The 25,145-nt window shown below is 68.5% G+C and carries 25 protein-coding genes and 3 pseudogenes; 15 read left to right on the top strand and 13 right to left on the bottom strand.

All coding sequences use genetic code 11. The features are described from left to right. Positions 1 to 31: 31 nt before the first annotated feature. The 5 genes from AC07NI_RS16145 to prfA all read right to left on the bottom strand — a co-directional run bounded on the left by AC07NI_RS16145 (position 32) and on the right by prfA (position 4,345). Entirely contained in the window at positions 32 to 1,627 is a 1,596-nt protein-coding gene (locus AC07NI_RS16145; protein WP_494620907.1) for a hypothetical protein, read from the bottom strand. Between the two features lies 1 nt (position 1,628). Next, positions 1,629 to 1,823 carry a hypothetical protein gene (locus AC07NI_RS16150; protein ID WP_494620911.1) on the bottom strand — a complete coding sequence of 65 codons (195 nt, stop codon included), beginning with the start codon at positions 1,821 to 1,823 and terminating at the stop codon, positions 1,629 to 1,631. Positions 1,824 to 1,976: 153 nt separating this feature from the next. Continuing rightward, the gene (locus tag AC07NI_RS16155) at positions 1,977 to 2,447 is read right to left on the bottom strand and encodes a hypothetical protein (RefSeq protein ID WP_494620913.1); all 471 of its coding nucleotides are present in this window, start codon (positions 2,445 to 2,447) and stop codon (positions 1,977 to 1,979) included. Between the two features lie 59 nt (positions 2,448 to 2,506). Further along, a complete protein-coding gene (locus AC07NI_RS16160) occupies positions 2,507 to 3,271 on the bottom strand; it encodes a pseudouridine synthase (RefSeq protein ID WP_494620916.1) in 765 nt (254 codons plus the stop codon). Positions 3,272 to 3,274: 3 nt separating this feature from the next. Then, positions 3,275 to 4,345: a peptide chain release factor 1 gene (gene prfA, locus AC07NI_RS16165; protein ID WP_494620918.1), complete on the bottom strand. Its 1,071-nt coding sequence runs from the start codon at positions 4,343 to 4,345 to the stop codon at positions 3,275 to 3,277. Positions 4,346 to 4,526: 181 nt separating this feature from the next. On the opposite strand from prfA, the gene AC07NI_RS16170 reads away from it, so the two are divergent. Next, positions 4,527 to 6,734: a putative bifunctional diguanylate cyclase/phosphodiesterase gene (locus AC07NI_RS16170; protein ID WP_494620920.1), complete on the top strand. Its 2,208-nt coding sequence runs from the start codon at positions 4,527 to 4,529 to the stop codon at positions 6,732 to 6,734. Between the two features lie 109 nt (positions 6,735 to 6,843). After that, positions 6,844 to 7,371, top strand: coding sequence for a DUF1993 domain-containing protein (locus AC07NI_RS16175; RefSeq protein WP_494620922.1), 528 nt, complete (start codon positions 6,844 to 6,846; stop codon positions 7,369 to 7,371). A gap of 3 nt (positions 7,372 to 7,374) precedes the next feature. On the opposite strand, the gene AC07NI_RS16180 is transcribed toward AC07NI_RS16175, so the two are convergent. Both AC07NI_RS16180 and AC07NI_RS16185 read right to left on the bottom strand, forming a co-directional pair. Continuing rightward, on the bottom strand, positions 7,375 to 7,848 hold the full coding sequence (locus AC07NI_RS16180; RefSeq protein ID WP_494620924.1) for a molybdopterin-binding protein: 474 nt from the start codon (positions 7,846 to 7,848) through the stop codon (positions 7,375 to 7,377). A gap of 151 nt (positions 7,849 to 7,999) precedes the next feature. Beyond that, positions 8,000 to 8,668 carry a LysE family translocator gene (locus tag AC07NI_RS16185; RefSeq protein WP_494620926.1) on the bottom strand — a complete coding sequence of 223 codons (669 nt, stop codon included), beginning with the start codon at positions 8,666 to 8,668 and terminating at the stop codon, positions 8,000 to 8,002. Positions 8,669 to 8,792: 124 nt separating this feature from the next. Here AC07NI_RS16185 and AC07NI_RS16190 point away from each other — a divergent pair, with 124 nt between their 5' ends. Further along, the gene (locus AC07NI_RS16190; RefSeq protein ID WP_494620928.1) at positions 8,793 to 10,169 is read left to right on the top strand and encodes an aminotransferase-like domain-containing protein; all 1,377 of its coding nucleotides are present in this window, start codon (positions 8,793 to 8,795) and stop codon (positions 10,167 to 10,169) included. A 3-nt stretch (positions 10,170 to 10,172) separates the two neighbouring features. Here AC07NI_RS16190 and AC07NI_RS16195 read toward each other — a convergent pair whose 3' ends face one another. Beyond that, positions 10,173 to 10,943, bottom strand: a complete 771-nt coding sequence (locus AC07NI_RS16195) for a DUF3108 domain-containing protein (RefSeq protein ID WP_494620930.1) — start codon at positions 10,941 to 10,943, stop codon at positions 10,173 to 10,175. Between the two features lie 71 nt (positions 10,944 to 11,014). Between AC07NI_RS16195 and AC07NI_RS16200 the strand changes: the two are divergent. Next, positions 11,015 to 11,147 (top strand): annotated as a pseudogene (locus AC07NI_RS16200) (hypothetical protein). A gap of 25 nt (positions 11,148 to 11,172) precedes the next feature. Here AC07NI_RS16200 and AC07NI_RS16205 read toward each other — a convergent pair. From AC07NI_RS16205 to AC07NI_RS16215, 3 genes and pseudogenes are all read right to left on the bottom strand, one after another. Next, a pseudogene (locus AC07NI_RS16205) lies at positions 11,173 to 11,691 on the bottom strand (AAA family ATPase); the annotation flags it as partial. 24 nt (positions 11,692 to 11,715) lie between these two features. Then, the gene (locus AC07NI_RS16210) at positions 11,716 to 12,243 is read right to left on the bottom strand and encodes a GNAT family N-acetyltransferase (protein ID WP_494620932.1); all 528 of its coding nucleotides are present in this window, start codon (positions 12,241 to 12,243) and stop codon (positions 11,716 to 11,718) included. A gap of 139 nt (positions 12,244 to 12,382) precedes the next feature. Next, positions 12,383 to 13,594 (bottom strand): YihY/virulence factor BrkB family protein, encoded by a 1,212-nt coding sequence (locus AC07NI_RS16215; RefSeq protein WP_494620934.1) that lies wholly within the window; start codon positions 13,592 to 13,594, stop codon positions 12,383 to 12,385. 93 nt (positions 13,595 to 13,687) lie between these two features. Between AC07NI_RS16215 and AC07NI_RS16220 the strand changes: the two genes are divergently transcribed. The 6 genes and pseudogenes from AC07NI_RS16220 to AC07NI_RS16245 all read left to right on the top strand — a co-directional run bounded on the left by AC07NI_RS16220 (position 13,688) and on the right by AC07NI_RS16245 (position 18,372). Then, positions 13,688 to 14,449: an MOSC domain-containing protein gene (locus tag AC07NI_RS16220; protein WP_494620936.1), complete on the top strand. Its 762-nt coding sequence runs from the start codon at positions 13,688 to 13,690 to the stop codon at positions 14,447 to 14,449. Between the two features lie 79 nt (positions 14,450 to 14,528). Next, positions 14,529 to 15,398, top strand: a complete 870-nt coding sequence (gene prmC, locus AC07NI_RS16225; protein WP_494620938.1) for a peptide chain release factor N(5)-glutamine methyltransferase — start codon at positions 14,529 to 14,531, stop codon at positions 15,396 to 15,398. A gap of 37 nt (positions 15,399 to 15,435) precedes the next feature. Then, a pseudogene (locus AC07NI_RS16230) lies at positions 15,436 to 15,643 on the top strand (hypothetical protein). Beyond that, entirely contained in the window at positions 15,640 to 16,821 is a 1,182-nt protein-coding gene (locus AC07NI_RS16235) for a DUF4167 domain-containing protein (protein ID WP_494620940.1), read from the top strand. The pseudogene AC07NI_RS16230 and the gene AC07NI_RS16235 overlap by 4 nt, the downstream one beginning before the upstream one ends. Before the next feature lie 149 nt (positions 16,822 to 16,970). Continuing rightward, positions 16,971 to 18,020: a sensor histidine kinase gene (locus tag AC07NI_RS16240; RefSeq protein ID WP_494620942.1), complete on the top strand. Its 1,050-nt coding sequence runs from the start codon at positions 16,971 to 16,973 to the stop codon at positions 18,018 to 18,020. After that, positions 18,010 to 18,372 carry a response regulator gene (locus tag AC07NI_RS16245; protein ID WP_494620944.1) on the top strand — a complete coding sequence of 121 codons (363 nt, stop codon included), beginning with the start codon at positions 18,010 to 18,012 and terminating at the stop codon, positions 18,370 to 18,372. Before AC07NI_RS16240 ends, AC07NI_RS16245 begins: the two co-directional genes overlap by 11 nt. Here the strand turns inward: AC07NI_RS16245 and AC07NI_RS16250 are convergent. Then, positions 18,369 to 18,857 (bottom strand): hypothetical protein, encoded by a 489-nt coding sequence (locus AC07NI_RS16250; RefSeq protein ID WP_494620946.1) that lies wholly within the window; start codon positions 18,855 to 18,857, stop codon positions 18,369 to 18,371. The two genes, AC07NI_RS16245 and AC07NI_RS16250, sit on opposite strands and share 4 nt — an antisense overlap. Before the next feature lie 96 nt (positions 18,858 to 18,953). On the opposite strand from AC07NI_RS16250, the gene AC07NI_RS16255 reads away from it, so the two are divergent. The 5 genes from AC07NI_RS16255 to AC07NI_RS16275 all read left to right on the top strand — a co-directional run bounded on the left by AC07NI_RS16255 (position 18,954) and on the right by AC07NI_RS16275 (position 24,456). Next, complete coding sequence (locus tag AC07NI_RS16255) at positions 18,954 to 19,559, top strand: TetR/AcrR family transcriptional regulator (RefSeq protein WP_494620948.1); 606 nt, start codon at positions 18,954 to 18,956, stop codon at positions 19,557 to 19,559. A gap of 206 nt (positions 19,560 to 19,765) precedes the next feature. Continuing rightward, a complete protein-coding gene (locus AC07NI_RS16260) occupies positions 19,766 to 20,533 on the top strand; it encodes a M48 family metallopeptidase (RefSeq protein ID WP_494620950.1) in 768 nt (255 codons plus the stop codon). A 105-nt stretch (positions 20,534 to 20,638) separates the two neighbouring features. Further along, complete coding sequence (gene clpB, locus AC07NI_RS16265) at positions 20,639 to 23,218, top strand: ATP-dependent chaperone ClpB (protein WP_494620952.1); 2,580 nt, start codon at positions 20,639 to 20,641, stop codon at positions 23,216 to 23,218. Positions 23,219 to 23,283: 65 nt separating this feature from the next. After that, on the top strand, positions 23,284 to 23,616 hold the full coding sequence (locus AC07NI_RS16270; RefSeq protein WP_494620954.1) for a hypothetical protein: 333 nt from the start codon (positions 23,284 to 23,286) through the stop codon (positions 23,614 to 23,616). Positions 23,617 to 23,718: 102 nt separating this feature from the next. Further along, positions 23,719 to 24,456, top strand: coding sequence for a hypothetical protein (locus tag AC07NI_RS16275; RefSeq protein ID WP_494620956.1), 738 nt, complete (start codon positions 23,719 to 23,721; stop codon positions 24,454 to 24,456). Here AC07NI_RS16275 and AC07NI_RS16280 read toward each other — a convergent pair. Further along, the gene (locus tag AC07NI_RS16280) at positions 24,453 to 25,043 is read right to left on the bottom strand and encodes a TetR/AcrR family transcriptional regulator (RefSeq protein ID WP_494620958.1); all 591 of its coding nucleotides are present in this window, start codon (positions 25,041 to 25,043) and stop codon (positions 24,453 to 24,455) included. The two genes, AC07NI_RS16275 and AC07NI_RS16280, sit on opposite strands and share 4 nt — an antisense overlap. Positions 25,044 to 25,145: the final 102 nt, after the last annotated feature.

A 25,145-nucleotide genomic window follows, 5' to 3' on the forward strand; every position in this document is an offset into this window, starting at 1 on the left:
ATGCGAAAGCCGGAGTTCGCGTTCCAGCAGCCTAGGGTTTGGTATGGTTGGGGTTGAGGTCTTCGGCGCGGAAGCCCTTTATTCCGATCACGGTCAGGCCAGGGCCTTCGGCTTCGATCCAAACGGCAAGTCGTATGGAGTTTGCCGTGTTGAAGGCTAGATTGGTCTTGAAGGTTGTTCGGCCGAGACCAAACTCCAAATCTTCGACCCGTATTAGTGGGGAACGGTCGAAAAGCGGGTCCAACCACTGGACTTCGCGACCTGCTCGACGCATTGCCGCTCGGATAATTAGCTGTAGATAGGCTTGGCGAGCTTCACCTAGCGGCTGTGACCCGAAGCGCCGCATCTGCGCAGCTAAGAGGCTCCAGATCGTGACGACCGGGGCGTCGTCAACGCCGAGCATGTCACGCGCGCTGACCCAAAGTTCCCGCGCCCTTATCAACCTGTGGGCGACCCAAGAGACGTCCGACCGCTCACTGGCAACGATCGCCTTCACGGAGGTGAAGTCGAACGCCTTCAAAATCGCGGGACTAGCGGCAGGCGTTCGCCCGGTTGGTAAAACAGAGGCGTCTGAAATAGGAATCTCGTTGTTGGACGCGTCGACGAAAATACGATGTCGGCTGCTCCTATTCTCGGCCACGCGTTCAAGGGCGTTCAGAACTAAACTTGCATAGTTCGTCGTGTGCCTCGTGCGAAGCAGCCCAATCTCGTCACTTAAGTCTACAAAAGCGCTGATGGTCCCCGGAGGCGAGGTGGTCGAACCGGCGCCCACTTCAAACAGCGTGCCGATGGCGGGCGCATCGACAAGAACTTCGCTTTCGGCCTTCTTAAGCTCAAGCCCATATCGCTGCAGGTTTGCCCGCCACAGTCGATCGAAGAGTTGTGCTGCGCCGTCGATCACCGGCCTTGGACCGACGCCCTGGCCTCGCATGAAGAGCGTGGGCGGTCGGTCGTAGATCGTCAGCTGATCCCAATTGTCTACGAGAAGTCGGCACAGAAAGCGTGTTTCAACGGCGATGTCCGACGCCTTTCCTAGGCGTGTCTGGCCATACTCTTGAGTGAAGAACACTGCTTGTCCCATAGCCAGGCCGGGCCAGCGCTTGAACCAACGGACGGGATCGCGTCCCTGAACGATCACCGCCGCCCGCGGCCCGTCCGGATGCATGATGCTAAGGGCGGCTTCCGCGAGCTCCATTTCGCTTTCGAAAGCCAGGACGAGCGCTGGGCGGCCCATGCGTACGTGATCCAAGAACCTGGAAACGCCGAACCTGGAATCACCCTCCGCGCGGAAGATCTGGGGTGACAAACCGCCTAGTCGCTTGTCCACGATCTCGGCGTCCAGCTTTGACGAGAGTACGAGGATCGGCGTGGCTTCAGGCATAGTCGCGCTCGTCAGCTGATCCCGATCAATCAACGTCTCGGCGTCGTGCTTCACGCGCGAGAGGTTCAGGTCGGTGAACACCATGCCCCGCAGGTCCTGCCCGCTTAGGTCGGTTCCATCCAATCGCGTGCCGACATAGGCCGTTCTCGGATCGACGCCGCCGATGCTGGCCAGTTCGCGCAGGTCGTCGGTATTGGCGCGCAGCACCTTGGCCACGCCATCCAACCAGTGCGGCGGCTTGGTCATGTCAGGTGGTCTCTGCGGTGATGGACGCAAGGGTAATGACGGCGAAGCGGTCGTCGTGGTCGTCTCTCAAAAGGCCCTCCTCGAAGAGGCGGGTGCGGATCACCGCCTCAGCGGCGGCCTGCTTGTTGCGTTGTGTGTTGCGGCGCAGGCGATCACCCAAGCCTCTGAGGGTTTTCAGCCGGATATCGGAAATCACCAGATCTTCCCGGCGGCAACGCACCTCGACCTGGATCGAGGGCGGCAGGCCTTTCGTGCGATCGGTACGCGTGTCGATGACTTTCAGGCGCGGAGCTTTGGCGGCGTCCCAAGGGCGGCCGTTGAGTGGAGTGCCGTCGGCCGTCGATACGGTTCAGCGGTTGCGGCCGTCGCTCAGGCTATGCAGCAGGCGCATGTTCTTCACGGCCTCGACCACGGCGATGCGGGTGCGATCGTCTGCTTCCACTCCCGCTTCGGTCTGGGCTTGGGCGCTCGCGCCGAGGCTATTGACGCCAAGTTTGGCCTTGCTGGAGACCTTGGTCTTGGCCTTCTTCTTGACCGTTTGATCGCGGCTCAGCTTGGTCTCGATCTGTGGCGCGTCGCGCGAAACCGAGGAGATGTCGATCGTGGCAGGCTCCGAGGGAGGGACTACGACGATGATCTCGGCCTGGCGCAGTTGCAGCACAAACCAGACCTCGGACTCCACCTCTTCGCCCAGCCGCCCCTTCAGGAAGGCCACATCGACGCAGAGATCGACCTTCTTCTCGGCCTTCGAAAAGGGGGCGTGCCAGGCCTCGAGGGAGACGACCTCGCCCAGCGCCCGTCTGCGATTATCGTTGCTCATTGCGACCTCACGGCGAGTGGCGTGAGGATAGGCGTAGCGGCGGTTTTGGGAAGTGGGCGCTAGCCCGCGACCAGCGCCGCTCGTTCTTCACCCGTCAGCGGCCGCCACCGCCCCTCCGGCATCTCGCCGAGCGTCAGCGGGCCGATCCGCACACGGAACAGGTCGACGACCTTCAGTTCCACCAGTTCGCACATGCGGCGGATCTGGCGGTTGCGGCCTTCGCGCAGGACGATGCGCAGGCGCTGGTCGGAGATGACCTCGACCTCGGCGGGGCGCAGTTCGCGGCCGTCGAGTTCCAGGCCGAAGCGGAGGAGCTCGATCTTCTCTTCCGTCAGCTCGCCCATCACCGCGACGCGGTATTCCTTTTCGAGGTCCGACTGCGGGCCGATCACGGCCTTGGCCACCACGCCGTCCTGGGACAGCAGCAACAGGCCGCGCGAGTCCTTGTCCAGGCGCCCGATCGGCGGCAGCAGGTCGCCCGACTGCGGGATGGGGGCGGGGACGCCGCCCCAGATGTTCTGGCGGGTCAGCAGGCGCGCGGCCGGCACCTGGCCGGGGTCCGGCTGGGACGAGACCACGCCGACCGGCTTGTGGATCATGTAGGTGAAGGTCGAGTCCAGCTTGGCCGTCGCGCGATCGGCCAGGGTCAGTGTCTGGCCGGGCAGGATCTTGCGACCCACATCCTCGACCACTTCGCCGTCGATCGACACCAGGCCGTCGGAGATCAGCTGTTCGGCCTCGCGGCGCGAGCAGACGCCGCTCTGGGCCAGCCACTTGTTGACCCGCTGGGGCTCGTCCTCGTCGTAGGTCCGGGTCCAGGCCATGGCTTAGTTGAAGCTCTCTTCCAGGCTGGCCAGGCGCTCGGCCTGGTCCTCGGCGATCAGCGGGTTGATCACGTCGTCCAGATTGTCGCCTTCGATCACCCGGGCCAGGTTGTAGAGGGTCAGGTTGATCCGGTGGTCGGTCACCCGCCCTTGCGGGAAGTTGTAGGTGCGGATGCGTTCCGAGCGATCGCCGCTGCCGACCTGGCTCTTGCGGGCCTCGGAGCGGGCGCTGTCCAGGGCCTGGCGCTGCATGTCGTAGAGGCGCGCCTTCAGGTTCTTCATCGCCTTGGCGCGGTTCTGGTGCTGCGACTTTTCCGAGGAGGTCACCACCACGCCCGTGGGCAAGTGGGTGATGCGGACGGCGGAGTCGGTCTTGTTGACGTGCTGGCCGCCGGCGCCCGACGAGCGGTAGGTGTCGATCCGCAGGTCGGCGTCCTTGATCTCGATCTCGACGTCCTCGGCTTCCGGCAGCACCGCGACCGTGGCGGCCGAGGTGTGGATGCGGCCTTGGGCCTCGGTGGCCGGCACGCGCTGCACGCGGTGCACGCCGCTCTCGAACTTCAGCCGGCCGAACACGCCATCGCCGGTGATCGAGGCGACGATTTCCTTGAAGCCGCCCATTTCGCCTTCCGAGATGCTGTCGATCTCGACGCGCCAGCCCTGCAGCTGGGCGTAGCGCTGGTACATGCGGAAGAGGTCGCCGGCGAACAGGGCCGCCTCGTCGCCACCGGTGCCGGCCCGGACTTCCAGGATGGCCGAGGCGTTCTCGTCCTTGTCCTTGGGGGCCAGCATCAGGGCGAGATCTCGCTCCAGCTCGGGCAGCTTCTCGTCCAAGGCCTGGATCTCGTCCTTGACCATGTCGGCCATTTCCGGATCGGCGGCCATGACGTCCAGCTCGGCGCGCTCGGCGCTCAGCTTGGCCAGGCGTTCGACGGCCTCGGCGACCGGGCGCAGCTCGGCGTGCTCCTTGGAGAGCTTGACGATCTCGGTCCCGTCGGTGGCCGCGCCCATGCGCGCCTCCACTTCGCGGAAGCGGTCGAGAACCTGGTCGAGGCGGGCCTGGGGCAGTCGCAAGGGTATGGTCGCAATGGCTGAGGGATTGGGTCGGTCTCTCTAGTTCTTTTCACCGGCAAAGGGAATGGAGCGGGGGCGAAACCCGTTTCGGAGATCGTTAGGCTTCACCGTTAGCCCAGGCTTAGCCATTGCCTGCGAAAGGTCCGGCCCAGCTCTTCGCGTCCCTGGACCTCCCGCGATCATGAAGCGTCTCGAAACCCGCCTGTCCGCGCCGTTGGCCGGCATGGCGCTGCTCACCGTCGGCGTGCTGGTGACGGTGCTGTTCATGATCGCCGCCCGCGTCGACCGCGACGCCCTGCTGCACGAGCAGGCCCTGGTCGAGCGCGGCGTCGAGGCCAAGACCAGCGACATCGAGCGCACCATCTCGCCGCAAGTGGTCTGGGACGAGGCCGTCGAGCACCTGGACAACCGCTTCGATCCCGTCTGGGCGCGCGAGAACGTCGGCGCCTATCTGCTGGGCCAGGCAGGCTTCGACCTGATCTTCATCGTCGATCGCGACGACCGTCCCGTGTTCAGCGAGGAGGTCGGCCAGTCGATGTCGACCGCCTATTACGACCGCCACGCGCCGGTGTTCGCGCCGCTGCTGGCCAAGCTGCGAGCGGTGGAGGCCAGGTTGCCGCGCCCGACCGGTCCGCGCTCGGACGGCGGCCTGGTCTCGCGGGCCCGGCATGTCAGCAGCATCGAGGACATCGACGGCGAGCCCTATCTGGTCACCGTCAGCCTGGTGCAGTCCGACTTCGGCAAGGCCCTGGTCCGCCACGACCGCGCGCCGGTGGTGGTCACCGCCCTGAAGCTGGACGCGCTGTTCCTGGAGAACTTCTCGACCCGCTTCCTGCTGGCCGGCGTCCATCTGCACAACGGCGACGCCACCGACCAGGCCGGCGACGCCCACGTCGCCCTGCGCAGCCTGAAGGGCAAGGTCATCGCCACCCTGGACTGGGAGCCGCCGCATCCGGGCCAGGCCCTGCTGCGCAAGGCGGTGCTGCCGATCCTGATCGTGGTCGGCGGCCTGGCCGTGGCCGTGCTGGTCTTCGCCCGCCGCAGCCGCCGCATCGCCGAGGGCCTGGTGGCCAGCGAGGCGCGGGCCAAGCACATGGCCCTGCACGACGCCCTCACGGGCCTGCCCAACCGCGTGCTGTTCGAGGAGCGCCTGCGCCAGGCGATCGACGGGCTGTCGCGGCGTCGCGGGGCCACGGCGGTGCTGGCCATCGACCTGGATCGCTTCAAGGCGGTCAACGACACCCACGGCCACGCGGCCGGGGACGAACTGATCCAGGCCATGGCCAAGCGTCTGTCGGGCCTGTGCCGCGTCGGCGAGACGGTGGCGCGGCTGGGCGGCGACGAGTTCGGCGTGGTGGCGGTCGATCTCGACGCCCATGGCGCCGCCGCCTTGGCCGAGCGCCTGGTGGCGGGTCTGAGCGGTCCCGTCGAGCTGTCGTGCGGCACCGTCTTCGTCGGCGGCTCGATCGGCGTGGCCCTGATCCCCCAGGCCGAGGCCCATGTCGGCGCGGTCGAGGCGGCCCGCCGCGCGGACGTCGCCATGTACCGCGCCAAGGAGGAGGGCCGCGGCCGCTTCTGCTTCTTCGAGGCCGAGATGGACGCGGCGCTGAAGGCCCGTCGCGGGCTGGAGGCCGACCTGCGCCAGGCCATGCGGGACGGCGGCGTCTGGCTCGCCTACCAGCCGCAGGTCGACGCGGTCGGCCAGGTGGTCGGGGTCGAGGCCCTGGCCCGCTGGACCCACCCGACCAAGGGCGCGATCTCGCCGGCCGCCTTCGTGCCGCTGGCCGAGGACTGCGGCCTGATCGACGAACTGGGCCGCCTGGTCATGCGCCGCGCCTTCACCGACAGCCTGCGCTGGAAGGACCTGAAGGTCGCCGTCAACGTCTCGGCCCTGCAGATGAAGCAGGCCGACTTTCCGAAACAGGTGGCCGACCTGCTGCACGAGACCGGCGCCCGCGCCGACGGCATCGAGCTGGAGATCACCGAGGGCGCGCTGCTGGGTGACGACGAGACCACCCACGAGGCCATCGAGCGCCTGCGCGAGATGGGCTTCTCGCTGGCCCTGGACGACTTCGGCACCGGCTACAGCTCGCTGAGCTATCTGCGGCGCTATCCGATCGACAAGATCAAGATCGACCGCAGCTTCATCACGCCCCTGGGCGAGGACAAGGAAGCCGGCGCCGTGGTCCACGCCATCGTCCGCCTGGCCAAGGCCCTGCGCCTGTCGGTGATCGCCGAGGGTGTGGAGACCAATGTCCAGCGCGAGCAGCTGAAGGAGATCGGCTGCGCCCACTCCCAGGGCTTCCTGTTCAGCGCCGCCGTGCCGGCCGACGCCATCGACGCCCTGATCGCCGACGGCGGCCGGGTGAGGCTGACGCAGGACGCCTAGCTGCTGACGCTGATTGTCATCAGTAGCGATTGAAAACTTTCGTGGGGCGGGCTTAAGTCCTCGTCTAACCCGCGCGGGGAGGTCCGGCGGGTTCAGCGAGGAAATTCCCATGTCCGTCACTCTCCAGACCGTCACCGTGACGTCGCTCACGCGCGGCCTCAAGACGCTGCTGTCGCTGCTCGAAAAGGCCAAGGCCCACGCCGAGTCCGCAGGGACCAGCCCCGACGCCTATGTCGAGGCGCGCCTGTTCGAGGACATGCTGCCGCTGTCCGGCCAGATCCAGCGGGCGTCCGACAGCGCCAAGGGCGCGGTGGCCCGCCTGACCGGTCTCGACGCCCCGGCCATGGCCGACGAGGAGAAGACCTTCGCCGACCTGCAGGACCGCATCGCCAAGACCCTGGCCTATGTCGAAAGCGTCCCGGCCTCGGCCTTCGACGGCGCCGAGACGCGCGAGGTCGTGGTGCCGGCGGGGACGTTCACGCTCGGCTTCACGGGCTCGGAATACCTGCTGGAGTTCGTGATCCCGAACTTCAATTTCCACGTGGTGACGGCCTACGACATCCTGCGTCACAACGGCGTGCCGGTCGGCAAACGCGACTTCCTGGGCATCGGCCCGGAGCGCCTGAAGGCGGCCTAGAGCCTAGAACGCCGGCTTGACCTCGATCGAGGTCAGCTGGCGCGGCGCCCGCGAGGGCCTCAGGTCGCCGTCGACGACGAGGCGATAGGGGCCTTCGCGGTCGTCCAGCTTGTGGCCGCCCACGGTATCGGCGACCACGACCGGATTGGCGCGATAGACCGGGTCGGTCTCGGCCAGCGACAGCACGCTGAAAAAGCCGTCCGCCGCGCGGGCGATGACCACCTGGTTCAGATACCGCCCCATCAACCGCTCGCCATGCACCACGCCGGCCTGGGCGAGGACGGCGTCGAGGCGCACGCCCTCGTAGGTGACGCTCGCGCCCTTGACGGTGATGGTGGCCTTGGCGCGGGGCAGGGCGGCGAGGTCCTTGGGCGTCAGGGTGACGGTGTCGCGGCCGGCGACGGTGACCTTGAGGTCCTGGGCGAAAACCGCGCCATGCAGGGCCAGGGCGGTAAGGGCGGCGAGCAGCAGGCGCATGGGGATTCCCTTCGATGCGCCCACTCTATTTCTCCGCTCATCCCCGCGAAAGCGGGGACCCAAGCCGAGTCGGCAGATAGATGCTCGGCCTCGCCCTCTCTCGAAAGTCAGCTTGGGTCCCCGCTTTCGTGGGGATGAGCGGTTTTAGGGGTTAGCCGTGCGATCGCATCGGGGGAGGCGGCGGCACATCCGCCAACGCTTCGAGGCTCGGCGCCGGCTTAGCCCCATGCTCGAAGATCAGCGGATACAGCGACACCACCAGCAGCACCGCCATCACCACATTGAACGTCCGCAGCACCTTCGGCCGATCCAGGAACGGCCGCAGGCCCTGACCAAACCCCGCCCAGGCCGCACTGCACGGCGCGCCGACCAGCATGAAGGTCCCGGCCAGCAGCGGCACGATGGTCCAGCCCGAGCCCTCCGGCGCGTAGGTGGTCACCGCGCCCAGGGCCATGGCCCAGGCCTTCGGGTTTACCCACTGGAACGCCGCCGCCTGCAGGAAGGTCATCGGCTTGCCGAGCTCCTTGTCGCTGACCGAGGACGAGGTGCCGATCTTCCAGGCCAGCCACAGCATGTAACCCGCCCCGACCCAGCGCAGCACCTCGTGCAGCACGGGATAGGCCCGGAACACGCCGCCCAGTCCTAAGCCCATGCACAGCACCATAAAGCCCAGGCCGACGCTGATCCCCAGGATGTGCAGCACTGTCTTGCGGAAGCCGAAGTTCGCCCCGGATGCGAGCAGCATCATGTTGTTCGGCCCGGGCGTGCCCGCGGTCGCGAAGCAGAACAGGACGTAGGCCAGCAGCAGTTCGGGGGTCATCTCCGGTCTCCCATCTTGGGTGTCTCGGTACGGGTTGCCGAGGTGTCACGGTGATGATTTCCATTGTATCGTGAGTCAAATTGCATATTGTCACCATGACAATAAACGAGACGCGCTAACGCCCGTGGCCTGGACGCCGACCCTTCCCGACGGCAGCGCCCCGCTCTACGAGCGGCTGGTGGCGGTGCTGCGCGCCGACATCGCCTCGGGCGTCCTGGCCGCCGGCGTGCGCCTGCCGCCGCAGCGCGATCTGGCCTATCGGCTGGGCGTGGGCCTGGGCACCGTGACGCGGGCCTATGTCGAGGCCGAGCGGGCGGGGCTGGTCAGCGCCCATGTCGGCCGGGGCAGCTTCGTCAATGCGCCAGCCGAGCATCGCTCCGCCGAGCGCGACGGCCCGATCAACCTGGCCCAGAACATCGCCTCCAGCGCTCCGGCGGCCAATCGCCTGGCCGAGGCCATCGCCCGCCTGCGCAAGCGGCCGGACCTGCTGGAACACCTGGCCTACGCCCCGGCGGCGGGCCACGACGTCCAGCGCCGGGCCGGCGCGGCCTGGCTGGCGCGGACCAGCAGCTTCACCCGCATCGACTGGACCCGGCTGATCTGCTGCGGCGGCGCCCAGCAGGGCCTGGCCCTGGCCCTGGGCGCTGTGACCCGCCCCGGCGATACGGTGCTGTGCGAGGCCTCGACCTATAACGGCGTCAAGCTGATCGCCGCCCACAGCGGCTGGCGCCTGCGCGGCGTGGCCATGGACGCCGAGGGCCTGCTGCCCGACGCCCTGGAGGCGGCGGCCCGCGAGACCGGCGCGCGGGTGTTGTCGACCTTCCCCACGCTGCAGAACCCGACCGGGCGGATCATGGGTCTGGCCCGCCGCGAGGCCATCGTCGCCGTCGCCCGCAAGCACGACCTGATCCTGGTCGAGGACGACATCTACGCCGCCTATGCGCCCGGCGCGCCGCCGCCGTTCGCCCTGCTGGCGCCGGAGCGGACCTTCCACGTCTCGGGCGTGTCCAAGACCCTGGGGCCGGGCCTGCGCGCCGGCTTTCTCGTGGCCCCGACCCAGGCGCTGTTCGAGCGGGTGCTGGTCGGGGCGCGGGCCATGACCTATGCGCCGCCGGGCTTTGGCGGGCTGGTGGCGACCCAGTGGATCGAGGACGGCTCGGCCGACGCCATCATCGCCGAGGTCCGCGAGGAGGCCAGCGTGCGCTTAGGGCTGGCGCGCGAGATCCTGGGCGCGGCGATCGAGACGCCCTACAGCGCCTTCGCCCCGCACGTCTGGCTGCCGATGAGCGAACTGGCCGCCGAGCGCCTGGCCGGCCGGGCCCTGCGCGGCGGGGTCGAGGTCACCCCGCCCGACGCCCCGGTGGTCGCGCCGGACCTGGAGACCGGCGTCCGCGTCTGCCTGGGCGCGGTGGCCGACCGCGAGGCCTTGCGTCGCGGCCTGGAGATCGTGGGCGCGTCCCTGTCCAGCGAAGTGGCCGAACATTCGCGCTCGGTGATCTAGCCGCTACCACAGCAGCGTCTTCACCCAGGTCGAGCCGTCCGGCGCGACCGAGACGTTCTTGATCACCACCTGGCTGTCCTTGGCCAGCCAGAAGGTCGTCGGCTTCATCTCGGGGCGGTTGTAGTCGGTGGTCACCACCCAGCAGTCGACCTTGCCGCCGGCCGAGCTGGTCAGGACCTCGCTGCCCGTGACCTTGAAGATGTAGGCCGCCGGCGGGCCGCCGCCCGGATGGTGGAAGACGATCGAGGCCTCGTAGCCCTTGGCCAGCGGCAGTGCCTGGAGGAACTCCATGTCCGTCTCGAAATTGAAGGTCGGCTGCGGCGAGGCCATGTCGTAGGCGGCCTGGCTGTTGCCCTCCAGGTCCTTCAGGCCGACGATCCGGTCGGGCTTGAAGTCGAAGCCCTCGATCTTGGTCACGCCGTCCTTGCCGGTGGTGCGACGCTCGTGACGGTAGGGCCTGAAGGTCCCGAGCTCGAACCAGCTGTCGAGCTTCTTCACGAGGCCCGGCGCCGAGCCGTCCCAGTGCTGGACGATGTGCAGGCGCTTGACCCCGGCCTTGTCGGGCTCGATGCGGATCTCGCGGGTCCAGACGTCCAGCGGCGTGATGGTGTCGCCCATCTGCCGGTAGCGCAGATAGCGGTGGGTGGCGGGCTTGAGCTTGTCGAACCGCGCCAGCGGCTGGCCGACGGGCACGGGCGTGACGGCGGCCTGGGCCGAAGCGGTGAGCGCGACGGCGAGCGCGGCGCCGGCGACGACGCGGGTGATGAACGACATGCAGAGCCCCTGAGCCAAGAACGCCGGCATGTGAAGGCAGGCGCTGGGCAAGGGCTACTTAAGCTTCGGTAATGCGCGGGCCTCAGCGCCCCCTCCGTCACGATGCGTATTCGCATCGCGCCACCTCCCCCGTTTCACGGGGCAGGAGGGTTCAGCTGTTCTTCTCCTGCCCCGCTTGCGGGGGAGGTGGATCGGCGCCGATAGGCGACGAGACGGAGGGGGCGCTTCTCAGAACCGCCGCCGCCCGCTCGGCCGGCGGTCCGGGCGTGACCGGGATCAGCTCGTAGCCCAGCTCGCGATAGGCCTCTTCGTGCACCGCCTCGAACCGCAGGGCGTCTTCCAGGCTGATCCGTCGCGCAGCCGTCGGCGTGATGAAGCCCAGACCTCGCACCAGGAAAACCCGGCGCTGGTAGAGCCCAGCGATCCGCTCCAGCTCGGCCTCAAGCAGCGGCGACACCGGATGACCGAGGAACCGCGCCAAGGCCAAGGCACACACCGGTGAGCGGTCGAAGAACACGACCTCGCCGACGGCCCGCGCCTCGCGCAGCCGCTGCAACCTCACGATCGCGTCCACGAAGTCCGGATCGGTCCACGGCTCGGCCACGCCCTCGGCCTGGGCGAGGGCGATGACGTCCGTCGCGGCCTCTTCGACCACGGCGTGGCCGGCGCGTTCGAGGGCGCGCAGAAGCACGGTTTTGCCCGCGCCCGGGGCGCCGGTCAGGATGTAGCGATGCATGGGGATCCTCATTGAGGTCCCCGGAGGCTAGCGCGCCTAGAGCGCCTTGGCCATCACCACGAAGTGCAGGTCGTCGCGCTGCGGCACGCCGAAGCGTTCGTCGCCATAGGGGAAGGGCTGGGTCTCGCCGGTCAGGGCGTAGCCGCGGCGTTCGTACCAGGCGATCAGGGTGTCGCGCACCGAGATCACGGTCATCTTCATCGACGTGCCGCCCTGGGCGCGAGCGTGGGCCTCGGCGGCCTCCAGCATCGCGCGGCCGATGCCGCCGGCCTGGCGCAGGGGCGAGACGGTGACCATGCCGACATACCAGGCGTCATCGCCGGCCGGCTCGATCCAGACCGAGGCGTGGGGCTTGGCCCCGTCTTCGTCGCGCAGGGTCAGGATGGTCGAGCCCGGCGAAGCGGCCAGATCGGCGCGCAAGGACGCCTCGTCGGTGCGCTGGCCGCCCAGCAGGTAGCTCTCGCTGGTCCAGCCCTTCTGCGCCAGCTCGCCGCGATAGGCCGAGTTCACCAGCAGCGCGATGTCGGCCAGTTCGTCTTCACGGTAGGGGGCAAGCAGGGTCATGGTCACGATCTAGGCGACTAGATGCTCCCCCGCAATGCGGGGGAGCTGTCGCGGAGCGACTGAGGGGGCTAGCTGGAGGTCGGCCGTGCTGGCCCCCTCCAACCCTCCGGGCCACCTCCCCCGCAACGCGGGGGAGGAGCTATTTGCCCCGCACCTTGTTCCAGGCCCCGCCGGTCACGCGACGGACCATGCCGGCCTCGCGCTTGATCATCTCCCAGGGGTGGAAGGCCAGGCCCACCGTGTCGGCCATGGCCGCGCCGCGCGCGCCCATCGGTTGCTCCGGCCCGGTGGTGGAGTCGACGGCGGTCTGGTGCTCGATCTCGGCGTTCAGCTCGGCCCCGACCAGGATGGCCATGATCGAGAACCACACCCAGACCATGAAGGCGATCACCGCCCCCAGCGGGCCATAGGTCGCGTCGTAGTGGGCGATGGTGTTGAGGTAGAACGAGAAGCCCAGCGAACCGAACAGCCATCCCGCCGCCGCAGCGGCAGCGCCGATCCAGATCCACCGCCAGCGGGCCCGCGCCCGGCTGGGGCCGAAGCGGTAGAGCACGGCGAAGGCGATGGCGGTCATGGCCAGCACGATCAGCCAGCGGATCGGGGCCCAGATGGCGTCCAACGCCGAGAGGCGTGCAGCCTTCAACAGAAGCGGCGTGACGATCAGCACGCCCGAGGCCGCCGCCGCGTAGAGCAGCGAGCAGAAGGTGAAGAGATAGCTCTGCAGGGTGCGCGGCACGAGGTGGCGCTTCTCCTCCTCGTCATAGGCGATGTTCAGCCCGTCGAAGAGCGCGCGCATGGAGGCGTTGGCGCTCCAGATCGACAGCAGCAGCGAGAAGCCGAAGGCCACGCCCAGCTTGGCCTGGCCCTGGCTGGCCAGCCGCAGCATCTGCTCGCCGACGATCTGCACGACGCTGGCGGGGAAGACCCCGGCCATGTCGCGCAATTGCTCCTCGACCGTGCGGACATCGGCAAACAGGCCGTAGAGCGACACGAAGGCGCCGATGGCGGGGAAAAGGGCCAGCAGGGTGTAGAAGGTCACGCCCCCGGCCACGGCCGGCAGGCGGTCGACGCCGATCTCGCGCCAGGTGCGCCAGACGATGTCGCGCCAGCCCAGCAGCGGGATGGCCCACGGATGACGGGCCGCCCGGCCCCGCTGCGGTTCGGCCTCGTCGAACTGGGCCGGCGGCATGGCGCGGTCTTCGGACAGCCCCGGGGGCGCTTCGATGTGCTCTTCGGTGGGCTTCTTCGGGAAGGCGAACGGCGCGACGGCCAGCAGCACGATCCACGGCGCCAGATGGTACGGACGCGACTGCAACCACTTCAGGATCGGACGCGGTGATCCGTCGGCCATGAAACGCCCTCCAGGTCAGCAGAACCCGGTTGGGGCGGCGGCGTTCCGTGCAAGCCTTGCCATGAGCTGAGTCGTCCACGATTTTCGCGGGCCATGGACGCCCGCATCGCCTCGATCTACCGCCATCCCGTCAAGGGTTTCACGCCCGAGCGTCTGACCGCCGCCACGCTGGAGGCGGGGGCCTGTTTCCCGTGCGATCGGCTGTACGCGGTCGAGGATGGTCCCAGCGGTTTCGATCCCGAAGCGCCGGCCCACATCTCGAAGATGAAGTTCACGGTGCTGGCCAAGATCCCGGCCGTCGCCAAGGCCCGCACGGCCTATGACGAGGCCACCGGCGTGTTCACCGCCCGCGCCGAGGGCCATGCGGATTTCGCCGGCGACCTGCGCACGGATGCGGGCCGCGCCGGCCTGGAAGCCTGGCTCACGGGCTTGCTGGGCGACGACATCCGAGGGCCGCTGAAGGTGGTCGAGGGGCCGGGCGCCTACCGCTTCATGGACAGCAAGTCGGGCTATGTCTCGATCGTCAACCTGGCCAGCGTCCGCGACCTGGGGCAGCGCCTGGGCATGACCCTGGATCCGCTGCGCTTCCGCGCCAATCTCTATGTCGAGGGCTGGCCCGCCTGGGTCGAGAACGACTGGACCGGCAAGACCCTGACCGTCGGCGGCGCGACCGCCGAAGTCCTCAAGCCCATCGTCCGCTGCGCCGCCACCCACGTCGATCCGACCACGGCCGAACGGGATGTGGATCTCGTGAAGGCCCTGTTCGACAACTACGGCCACATGTTCTGCGGCATCTACCTGAACGTGACCCAGGGCGGGACGGTGGGCGAGGGGGATGGGGTTTCCCTGACCTAACGCGCTACACCGATCTCCCCGGTGTTCGCCGGGGAGATCGGATATTGGAAGCCTCCGATCAACACGCTAAACCCCGATCATGACCCTGACCCTCGTCAAAGCCTGGACCGCCGCCAAGGATCGTCTGAAGGACGCCGGCATCGATCAGCCGTCGATCGACGCGCGCCTGATGCTGGAAGTGGCCGCCAACGTCACCCGCACCGAGATCGTCACCGATCCCTATCGCGAGCTCAGCGCCGAGCAGGAGGCCACGCTGGAGGACTACCTCTCGCGCCGGGCCCGCCGCGAGCCGGTCAGCCACATCATCGGCCGCAAGGGCTTCTGGAAGATCCTGCTGCAGGTGAACAAGAACGTCCTGACCCCGCGTCCGGAGACCGAGGTCATCGTCGACGAGGCGCTGAAGGCCTTCCCGGAGAACATGGCGTTCTCGATGCTGGACCTGGGCGTCGGCTCGGGCACGATCCTGCTGGCGGTGCTGGCCGAGCGTCCGGCCGCCAAGGGCCTGGGCATTGACGCCTCGGCCGAGGCCCTGGCCGTGGCCAAGGACAACGCCGCCAGTCTGGACCTCAACACCCGCGCGGCCTTCCTGCACGGCGACTGGACGGCGGGCCTGGGCGACGGCGGTTTCGACCTGGTGGTCTCCAACCCGCCCTACATCCCCACGAAGGTGATCGACACCCTGGAGCCGGAGGTTCGCGACCACGAACCGCGCCTGGCCCTGGACGGCGGCGAGGACGGCCTGGACGCCTATCGCCTGCTGGCGCCGGAGATCCTGCGGGTGCTGAAGCCGGGCGGCATGTTCGCCGTCGAGATCGGCTTCGACCAGTCCAAGGACGTCGAGGCGCTGTTCAACGCGGCCGGCGCCATGGAGGTCAGAACGATCAAAGACCTGTCGACGCACGACCGTGTGGTGACCGGGGTGAAAAATCCCTTGGAAACCGTGGCGTGAACCGGTAGACGAGTCCTGTCTCCTTCCAGATCGCCAGGTGACGGGAAAAGCAGACGTCGTTGACGTTCGCGAGGCTCCCCTGGCAGGCGCGCCCGGTTCGCCGGTCGCCGCGCCGAAAGACAGGGCGGGGGCTCTACGGAAACCAGCGTCTCTGACACTCACCAGGGTTCGACCCGACAGAGACCAGCAAGGCCGGACGCGCCAGCGCAAGACTGACCTCCGGACAGGTTCAGAAGAGAACATGAGAGATTTCAAAGGCATGAAGCGCCAGCGCGGCCGCAACAATCGCGGTGGCAGCGGCGGCAAGCCTCAACAGCACAACGCCAACCGCGCGTTCGACTCGAACGGCCCCGATGGGGTCAAGGTTCGCGGCGCGGCCCAGAGCGTCTACGAAAAGTACCAGCAGCTGGCCCGCGACGCGACGTCGTCCGGCGACCGGGTGCTGGCCGAGAACTATCTGCAGCACGCCGAGCACTATTTCCGTGTCCTGCGCGCCATCCAGCCGAATCGTCCGGTCAGCGACATCGTCGGCAAGGACGTCTACGCCGCCTACGAAATCGACTTCGAAGCCGAGCCGCCGGAAGAGCCGGAGGTCGTCGAGACCCCCGCTCAGGCCGAGGGCCAGGGCGAAGGCGGCGAGAACGGTGAAGGCGGCGAACAGCGCCGCGACCGCTTCGAGAACCGTGACCGCAACCGCGATCGCGACCGCAACTTCGACAACAACCGCGACCGGGATCGCAATCGCGACGACCGTCCGCGCGACAACAACCAGCAGGGCGAAGGCCGCCGCGACCGCTGGCGTGACCGCGACGACCGCGACCGCAACCGCGATGATCGTCCCCGTGACGACCGCCCGCGCGATGACCGTCCTCGCGACGATCGCCCCCGTGATGACCGCCCCCGTGATGATCGGCCGCGTGACGATCGTCCCCGCGAGGACCGGCCCTACCGCGACCGCGACGACCGTCCCCGCGACGATCGTCCTCCGCGCGATGACCGTCCGGCCGCCGCCGAGGGCGAACAACAACAGCCGCAGGCCGAGGGCGAGGGCCGTGAAGGCCGCCGCCGTGGCCGCGACCGGGATCGCAACCGCGATCGCGACTGGCAGCCGCGCGAAGGCCGCGACCCGCTGGCCGTGATCGAGCCGGAAGCCTCGCCTCTGCCGACCTCCAGCGACAGCCAGGCCAGCGAAAGCTCGCCGGTGCTGCGCGGCCAGGACGGCGCCGTCAGCGAGGCTCCGGCCTTCCTGGGCCGCAAGTCGACCCGCGCCGCCGCTGCTCCCGCAGCCCCGGCCGCTGAAGCCCCGGCCGCGCCGGAAGCCGCCGACGGCGAAGAAGTGAAGAAGCCCCGTCGTCGCCGCGCCCCGCGCAGCTTCGAAGGCGGCGAGGGCGCGCCGACCAGCTCGGAGCCGGAAGAGGCCTGATCGGCCGCTTCACCGCTAAAGACCAAGAGGGAGCCGTGAAAGCGGCTCCTTTTTTCTTTGTCGGCTACCCGACAACGCGTTTCGCGTGAAGTTCTGGCGGAAGAGCAACTTCAGCGATACGGTCAGCCGACAACGTGGCGGAGCCGGACATGGCTGAAGCGCGTAAGCTTACCCCCGAGGAGCGGCGGGCGGCCAAGAAGGCCACGGTCGACGCGCGCTATCGCGCCATCGTCGACACGGCCGTCGACGCCATCGTCGTCATCGACGAGAAGGGCAAGGTCGAGGCGTTCAACCCGGCCGCCGAGCGCCTGTTCGGCTATCCGGCCGAGACGGTGATCGGCCAGAACGTCCGCAAGCTGATGCCCGAGCCCTATCACGGCGAGCACGACGGCTATCTCCATCGCTACCGCGAGACGGGCGAGCGGCGGATCATCGGCGTCGGTCGCGAGGTGGAGGGCCGACGCGCCGACGGCACGACCTTCCCGCTGGAGCTGTCGATCGCCGAGTGGCGCGACGGCGGCCAACGCTTCTTCACCGGCGTGATGCGCGACGTCACCGACCGCAAGCGCGCCGAAGAGCTGCAGCGGCTGATGATCAACGAGCTGAACCACCGGGTGAAGAACACCCTGGCCACGGTGCAGTCCGTCGCCGGCCAGACCCTGCGCAACGCCGACAGCATGGACGAGGCGCGCGAGAGCCTGACCCGCCGGCTGCTGGCCCTGGCGCGCGGCCACGACATCCTGACCCGCGAGAGCTGGGACGGCGCCGAACTGGCCAACATCGTCCAGGCGGTGGTCGCGGCCCATGGCGAGGCCGAGCGCTTCGTCCTGGACGGCCCGACCGTCCGGCTGCCGCCCAAGGCGACCCTGGCCCTGTCCATGGCGCTGCACGAACTGATGACCAATGCGGCCAAGTACGGCGCGCTCTCCAACGAGGTCGGCCGGGTGGTGCTCACCTGGCGCCGGACCAAGGGCGAGGCGGGCGAGAGGCTGTGTCTGACGTGGGAAGAGACCGATGGGCCTGTTGTTTCGACCCCCAGCCGCCAGGGCTTTGGCAGCCGTCTCATCACCGGAGGGCTGGCCCGCGAACTCGGCGGTTCCGTCACTCTCGACTATCCTCCCGGCGGCGTGGTCTGCCAGATCGACGCGGAACTGGGACGAACCGGCGAGTCGAACCGGTTCTTCCGGGGTGCGGCCTGAGGTCCGCCGGATCCTGGTCGTCGAGGACGAGCTGTTCGTGGCCATGCTGGTCGAGGACCTGCTGTCCGACCTCGGCTGCGAGGTCGTCGGCCCGGCGGCCTCGGCCCGCGACGCCGCCGCGACGGCCGAGCGCGAGGACATCGACTTCGCCCTGCTGGACGTCAATCTGGGCGATGGCGAGACGTCCTTCGCCACGGCCGAGATCCTGCGCAAGCGCGGCGTGCCGTTCGCCTTCGTCACCGGCTATGGCGACCAGGGCGTCAGGCCCGACCTGCGCGACGCCCCGGTGCTGGCCAAGCCGATCGACCCGCGCCAGCTGGCCCGGGTGATCGCCCAGGCGCGGGGGAACTAGACGTTCGCCGCCTGGCCGGCTGTCACCGCCGCGCGGATGGCCCGCCAGGTGTCGAAGCTCATGCAGGCGACGTATTCGTCCTGCATCTGCGGCGTGAGGATCTCCATCATCTGGCGACCCTCGATCCACAGCTCGACGACGCCAAACATGCCGCCGCGCTTGCGGTACTTGGCCGGCCAGCCTTCGCGGGCGGCGATGGCCAGCACCGCGTCGGTGTCCAGGTTCGTCGCCATGGCCGCGTGGGTGGCGGTGAACGGGACCTGGCCGGTGGCCTCGCCATAGGCGTCGGCGTCGCCGTCCGCCTCGCGCAGCACGACATCGGCCGGATAGACCTCGATGGCCGAGCCGCGCGCGTCGCCGGCCACGGCGATCCAGCCATTGTCCGACACGGGCGGGAACGGGAAGGCCTCGCCGCCCCAGAACTCGGCGATGACTTCGGCGACGTGTTGCGGATCGCGGGCGGCGATCGACAGGTGGAAGAGCATGGGTATCCCCTTTCTTGATGGCCGCTGAATGCTATGTGGCACAAAAAGTGTCAATCTAAATTTGACACAAAATGTGCCTCGTTCTAGATCGGGTCCATGGATGGTGAGATTCCCAAGGCTTCTGGCGGCCGCGAGTCGCAGAAGGAAGAGATGCGCACGCGCATCGCCGACGCCCTGATCGCGCTGCTGGCCGAGGGGCGGATGGACATCAACCACGACCTGATCGCCGAGCGGGCGGGCGTGGCGCGGCGGACGGTCTATCGCTACTTCCCCGATCGCGAGGCGCTGCTGGCGGCGGGCACCGACCGGGTGCGCGAGCTGGCCGGTCCACGCGTGACGTTCCCGGCGTCCGAGGCCGACCTGACCGACACCCTGCGCGACGTCTATGAGGGCTTCGACAGCATCGCCCCGATCGCCACCCTGGTGCGCTCGACCCCGCAAGGCCGGGCGATGCGGATGGCCAACAACCCCGTGCGCCAGAAGGCCTACCGCGCCGCGACCGCCGACCTGGTCAAGGACCTGCCGCCGCAGGACCAGGACCTGGCCACCGCCGTCATGCAGGTGCTGCACACCACCCCCTGGCTTGAGATGCGCGACCACTGGGGCTTCGACGGCGAGCAGATGGCCAAGGCCACCGGCTGGGCCATGCGCACCCTGATCGCCGACCTGCGAGCGCGGAAGGGAAGGCCGCTGGATGAGTGATCCCTCTCCCCTTGCGGGAGAGGGTGGCCCGCGAAGCGGGTCGGGTGAGGGGTTGCGCTCCGTTATCCGGACAGGTCTTTCGACCCCTCATCCGTCGGCTTCGCCGCCACCTTCTCCCGCACGGGGAGAAGGAAGCTTGGGCGGTTGCGTACAAGCAGTCCGCCGTCGATAACCCTTATGTCGCATCCGCAACACAGCCGAGCTTCATGGCCTTCTTCCGCCGCCTGACCCTGCCGCTCCTGATGGCCGCCGCGTGCGCCGTGTCGGGCTGCGCCTACAACGCCGATCTCGGCCGCGACCAGCTCTTGATCGTCAATGACGACAACCTGGCCGCCGAGGGTGAGAAGGCCTGGGCCGATACGCTGCGGACGGCCTACATCTCCAAGGAGCCGCGCAAGAACGCTCGGGTACAGGCCGTCGGCCAGCGGGTGATCGCGGCGGCGGGCCTGTCGAACCGGCCCTGGGACTATGCGGTGTTCCTGGACGAGGCGCCGAACGCCTTCGTGCTGCCGGGCGGCCATGTCGGGGTGACCGTCGGCCTGCTGACCATGGTCGAGAACGACGACCAGCTGGCCGCCGTGATCGGCCACGAGGCCGGCCACGTCGTCGCCCACCACGCCGCCGAGCGCGTCTCGCAGGAGCGGACCTCGAAGATCCTGCTGGGCATCGCCGGCGCCGCGGCCGGCGGCACCGATTTCGGCCAGCTGCTCAAGCAGCACGGCAACGACGCCGCCAAGTTCGGCGTGCTGCTGCCGTTCTCGCGCAAGCAGGAGCTGGAGGCCGATCGCCTGGGCGTCGATTTCATGGCGCGGGCCGGCTACAGGCCGCGCGAGGCCGTGGCCCTGTGGCGCAACATGCAGGCCCAGGACGCCAAGGCCGGACAGTCCGGCGGCGGCGAATTGAGTTCGACCCACCCCTCCGATGCGCTACGGATTCAGGAGCTGGAACGTTATCTCGCCAGCCGGGGCTGGTAGGTCTTGTGTGGCTCATGAGCCACACCTAAATGCCCCATCGGGACCGGCCGTGCTCAGAAGAGGCGGCCGGTCCAGATCCGCCTAGGAAGGGGACACCTTAGACACATGAATATCGATCTCTATTCGGACCGCGCCAAACAGGCCGTCCAGTCGGCCCAGAGCCTGGCGCTCGCCCGCGGCCACCAGCAGTTCTCGCCCGAACACATTCTCAAGGTCCTGCTCGAGGAGAAGGACGGCCTCAGCCGCGCCCTGATCCAGAGCGCCGGCGGCCGCGCCGATACGCTGGACGGCGGCGTCGAGACCCTGCTGAGCAAGATCCCGCGCGTCGACGGCGCCGGCGGCCAACTCTACATGAAGCCCGACACCGCCCGCGTCTTCGCCGAGGCCGAGAAGGGCGCCAAGGCGGCCGGCGACGCCTTCGTCACCACCGAGCGCCTGCTGATCGCCATCGCCAAGGAAGGCGCGGACGCGGCCAAGCTGTTCAAGGAGGCCGGCGTTTCCGCCCAGGCCCTGGAGACCGCCGCCAACGCCATCCGCAAGGGCCGCACCGCCGACAGCGCCAATGCCGAGGAAGGCTATGAGGCGCTCAAGCGCTATGCCCGCGACCTGACCGCCGCAGCCCGCGACGGTAAGCTGGACCCCGTGATCGGCCGCGACGAGGAGATCCGTCGCACGATCCAGGTCCTGTCGCGCCGCACCAAGAACAACCCCGTCCTGATCGGCGAGCCCGGCGTCGGCAAGACCGCCATCGTCGAGGGCCTGGCCCTGCGCATCGTCAATGGCGACGTGCCCGAAAGCCTGAAGGACAAGAAGCTGCTGTCGCTGGACATGGGCAGCCTGATCGCCGGCGCGAAATATCGCGGCGAGTTCGAGGAGCGCCTGAAGGCGGTGCTGGCCGAGACCACGGCGGCCGAGGGCTCGATCATCCTGTTCATCGACGAGATGCACACCCTGGTCGGCGCGGGCAAGGGCGACGGGGCGATGGACGCCTCCAACCTCTTGAAGCCCGCCCTGGCGCGCGGCGAGCTGCACTGCGTCGGCGCCACCACGCTGGACGAGTACCGCAAGCACGTCGAGAAGGACGCGGCTCTGGCCCGTCGCTTCCAGCCGGTGTTCGTCGGCGAGCCCACGGTCGAGGACACCGTCTCGATCCTGCGCGGCCTGAAGGAGAAGTACGAGGTCCACCACGGGGTGCGCATCTCGGACTCGGCCCTGGTCGCCGCCGCCACGCTCAGCAACCGCTACATCGCCGACCGCTTCCTGCCGGACAAGGCGATCGACCTGATGGACGAGGCCGCCAGCCGCGTGCGCATGGCGATCGACTCCAAGCCCGAGGAGCTGGACGAGATCGACCGCCGCCTGGTGCAGCTGAAGATCGAGCGCGAGGCGCTGAGCAAGGAGACCGACGCGGCCTCCAAGCATCGCCTGGAGAACCTGGAGGTCGAGATCGACGACCTGCAGTTCCGCAGCGACGAGATGACCACGCGCTGGAAGGCCGAGAAGGAGAAGGTCGGCGGCGCGGCGCAAGCCCGTGAAGCCCTCGACCGCCTGCGCGCCGACCTCGCCAACGCCCAGCGCGCCGGCGACTTCGCCCGCGCCGGTCAGATCCAGTACGGTGAGATCCCGGCCCTGGAGAAGCGCCTGGCCGACGCCGAAGCCGGCGAGGGCGAGGCCCTGACGCCGGAAGTCGTCGATGCCGAGCAGATCGCCGCCGTGGTCAGCCGCTGGACCGGGGTGCCGGTCGAGAAGATGCTGGAAGGCGAGCGCGAGAAGCTGCTCAAGATGGAGGACGAACTGCGTGGTCGCGTGGTCGGCCAGGACGAGGCGCTGACCGCCGTGTCCGACGCCGTCCGCCGCGCGCGCGCCGGCCTGCACGACCCGACCAAGCCGATCGGCAGCTTCCTGTTCCTGGGCCCGACGGGCGTGGGCAAGACCGAGCTGACCAAGAGCCTGGCCGAGTTCCTGTTCGCCGACGAGCACGCCATCACCCGGATGGACATGTCCGAGTACATGGAAAAGCACTCGGTCAGCCGCCTGATCGGCGCGCCTCCCGGCTATGTCGGCTATGACGAGGGCGGGGCGCTGACGGAGGCTGTCCGTCGCCGTCCGTACCAGGTCGTGCTGTTCGACGAGATCGAGAAGGCCCACCCGGACGTCTTCAACGTGCTGCTGCAGGTGCTGGACGATGGTCGCCTGACCGACGGCCAGGGCCGCACGGTCGACTTCCGCAACACGCTGATCATCATGACCAGCAACCTCGGCGCCGAATTCCTGGCCAACCAGGAGGAAGGCGAGGACGTGGAAGCCGTCCGGCCGATGGTGATGAACATGGTGCGCGGCCACTTCCGCCCCGAGTTCCTCAACCGGATCGACGAGATCATCCTGTTCAAGCGCCTGTCGCGCGCGCACATGGGCGACATCGTCCGTATCCAGCTGCAACGGGTCGAGAAGCTGCTGACCGACCGCCGCATGGCGCTGTCGATCGACGCCGAGGCCCTGAACTGGATCGCCGACAAGGGCTATGACCCCGTCTACGGCGCGCGTCCCCTGAAGCGCGTGATCCAGAAGGAGCTGATCGACCCGATCGCCCGCAAGCTGCTGGCCGGCGAGATCGAGGACGGCGGCGTCATCGCCGTCGGGGTCGAGAACGGCGCGTTGTCGTTCGGTCGAGCGACCTTGCAGTAAGGCAGAAGGGCCGCTCCGAAAGGGGCGGCCCTTTTTCTTCCGGCCACATCGGGTTATTCCCCCGCATGGCCAAAACCACCAAGCTCACCGTCGAGTTCGACATCGATATCGACGGCAACCCCTATGTCTGGCGCCTGCACCGCCTGCCGCAGTGGAACTACGACCCCTCCGAACGCCACGGCAAGGTGATCGCCGCGCGCCACAAGGAAGGCCAGCGCGAAGCCCTGATCGAGTTCCCGCCCGGCCCCAAACCCAAGTTCAGCGCCCCGCCGCTGAAGCCCTCGCAGATCCCCGTGCGCGTGGTGGCCAAGGCGATTACCTCGGCCATCGAGGCCGGCTGGGAGCCGCTGTCGCGCGGCAAGCCGGTGGTGATCTACGTGGACGAGGAGGGGGCCTGATCTAGCGCCCTATCTCATCGGTTGAGCGCTCGCCTTCAGGTTGGCCCGGGATGTGCATGGTTAACGCCAGGCGTCTCGGCGCGAACGGGGAGGGCGGGCTCGATGAACCGCGTGAGCAATTCCTATCTGGCGATGTCGGTCCTGTTGGGCCAAGGCCAGCAAGGCGTTTCGGGCGACGACACAGCCAACCTGATCCGCAGCGCCGCGTTGCGGACGCCCAAGGCCACGCCGGCCAAAACAGCCGAGCTACCGGCAAAAGCCGCCACGCCCGCGGCGGTGACCGTCTCGCTCAGCCAAGCGGCGCAGGCGGCTCTGGCCAAGGCCCGGGCGGCGGTCCAGGCGCCGGCGACGACTGTATCCACGCCAGTCTCTACCCCAGTCTCCGCCCCAGTCTCTGCCCCAGTCTCTGCCCCAGTCTCCGCACCGTCGCCCGCGCCCGCTGAGGCGCCGGCGGAGGCCACGCCTCCGGCGCCCGAGCCCGTGGCGCAGTCCAGGGCGGAGCGATTGCGGTCTTGGTGGACGCTCGACCCCAAGAGCATCACGGATGACGACAGGGCGTGGCTGATGGGGCAGGCGGAGGCCAAGAACGCCACCCACGACGCGCTGACGATAGTGTACGAACTCGACATGCGCGATTCCGACGAGGTGACGCCGGTCGAGGCGCGGTCGCTTCTGGCGAAGCTGGAGCCGCTGGTGAACGCCGCGCGGCCGGATGAGGCCTACAGCTGGCTGGGCGAGACGATCCAAAGCAAGGTGAACTTCTTGACCGATCGCGCCGCGCGTCCCGACGACTACAGGCCGATCTATCGCGAAATCTATGGCATGCGGCTGCGCTTCTAACGCGCCCGCAGCCCCGCCATCATCACGCCGAACAGCCGTCGCGCGCCGTCCGCCCAGCCGGGTTGTTCGTAGCCCAGGCTGAGGCCGCTCATCAGGCGCAGGATGTCTTCGAAGCCGATGTCGGCGCGGATGTCGCCGGCCGCCTGGGCGCTTTCGATCAGGCGTTTCAGGGCCGGCAGGATGGTCGCGCCGGAGCTGGCGTAGACGCGCGAGCCTTCGCCTGGGTCGGCCTGCAGGGCGGGCGCGACCACGCGCTTGGTGGCCATGTAGTCGATCAGCAGGTCGAGCCAGGCCGCCAGGGCCTCGCCGGCCGGGCGGTTGGCCAGGAAGTCGTCGGCCGCCACCGCCAGCTGGTCCAGCTCCCGCGCATAGACCGCCGCCACCAGCGCCTCGCGGGTGGGGAAGTTTCGGTAGAGCGTGCCGATGCCCACGCCGGCCCGGCGCGCGATGTCCTCCAGCGGCGCGTCGGCGCTGGTCTCGGCGAAGGCCATCTTGGCCGCGCTCAGCAGCAGGTCGCGGTTGCGCAGGCTGTCGGCGCGGGGCTTCCGGGCCCCCTTCTGGATACGGGTCTCAGATTCTTCGGGCATCGATCTTGAAAAGCGGAGGATGCCTCCGGATATATAACCGGAGCCTTCCTCCATTTATCCTCCGGATCGGCTCACACAACAACCCACATCCTTTTGGGGACG

Source organism: Caulobacter sp. GW821-FHT10E02 (assembly GCF_059415225.1).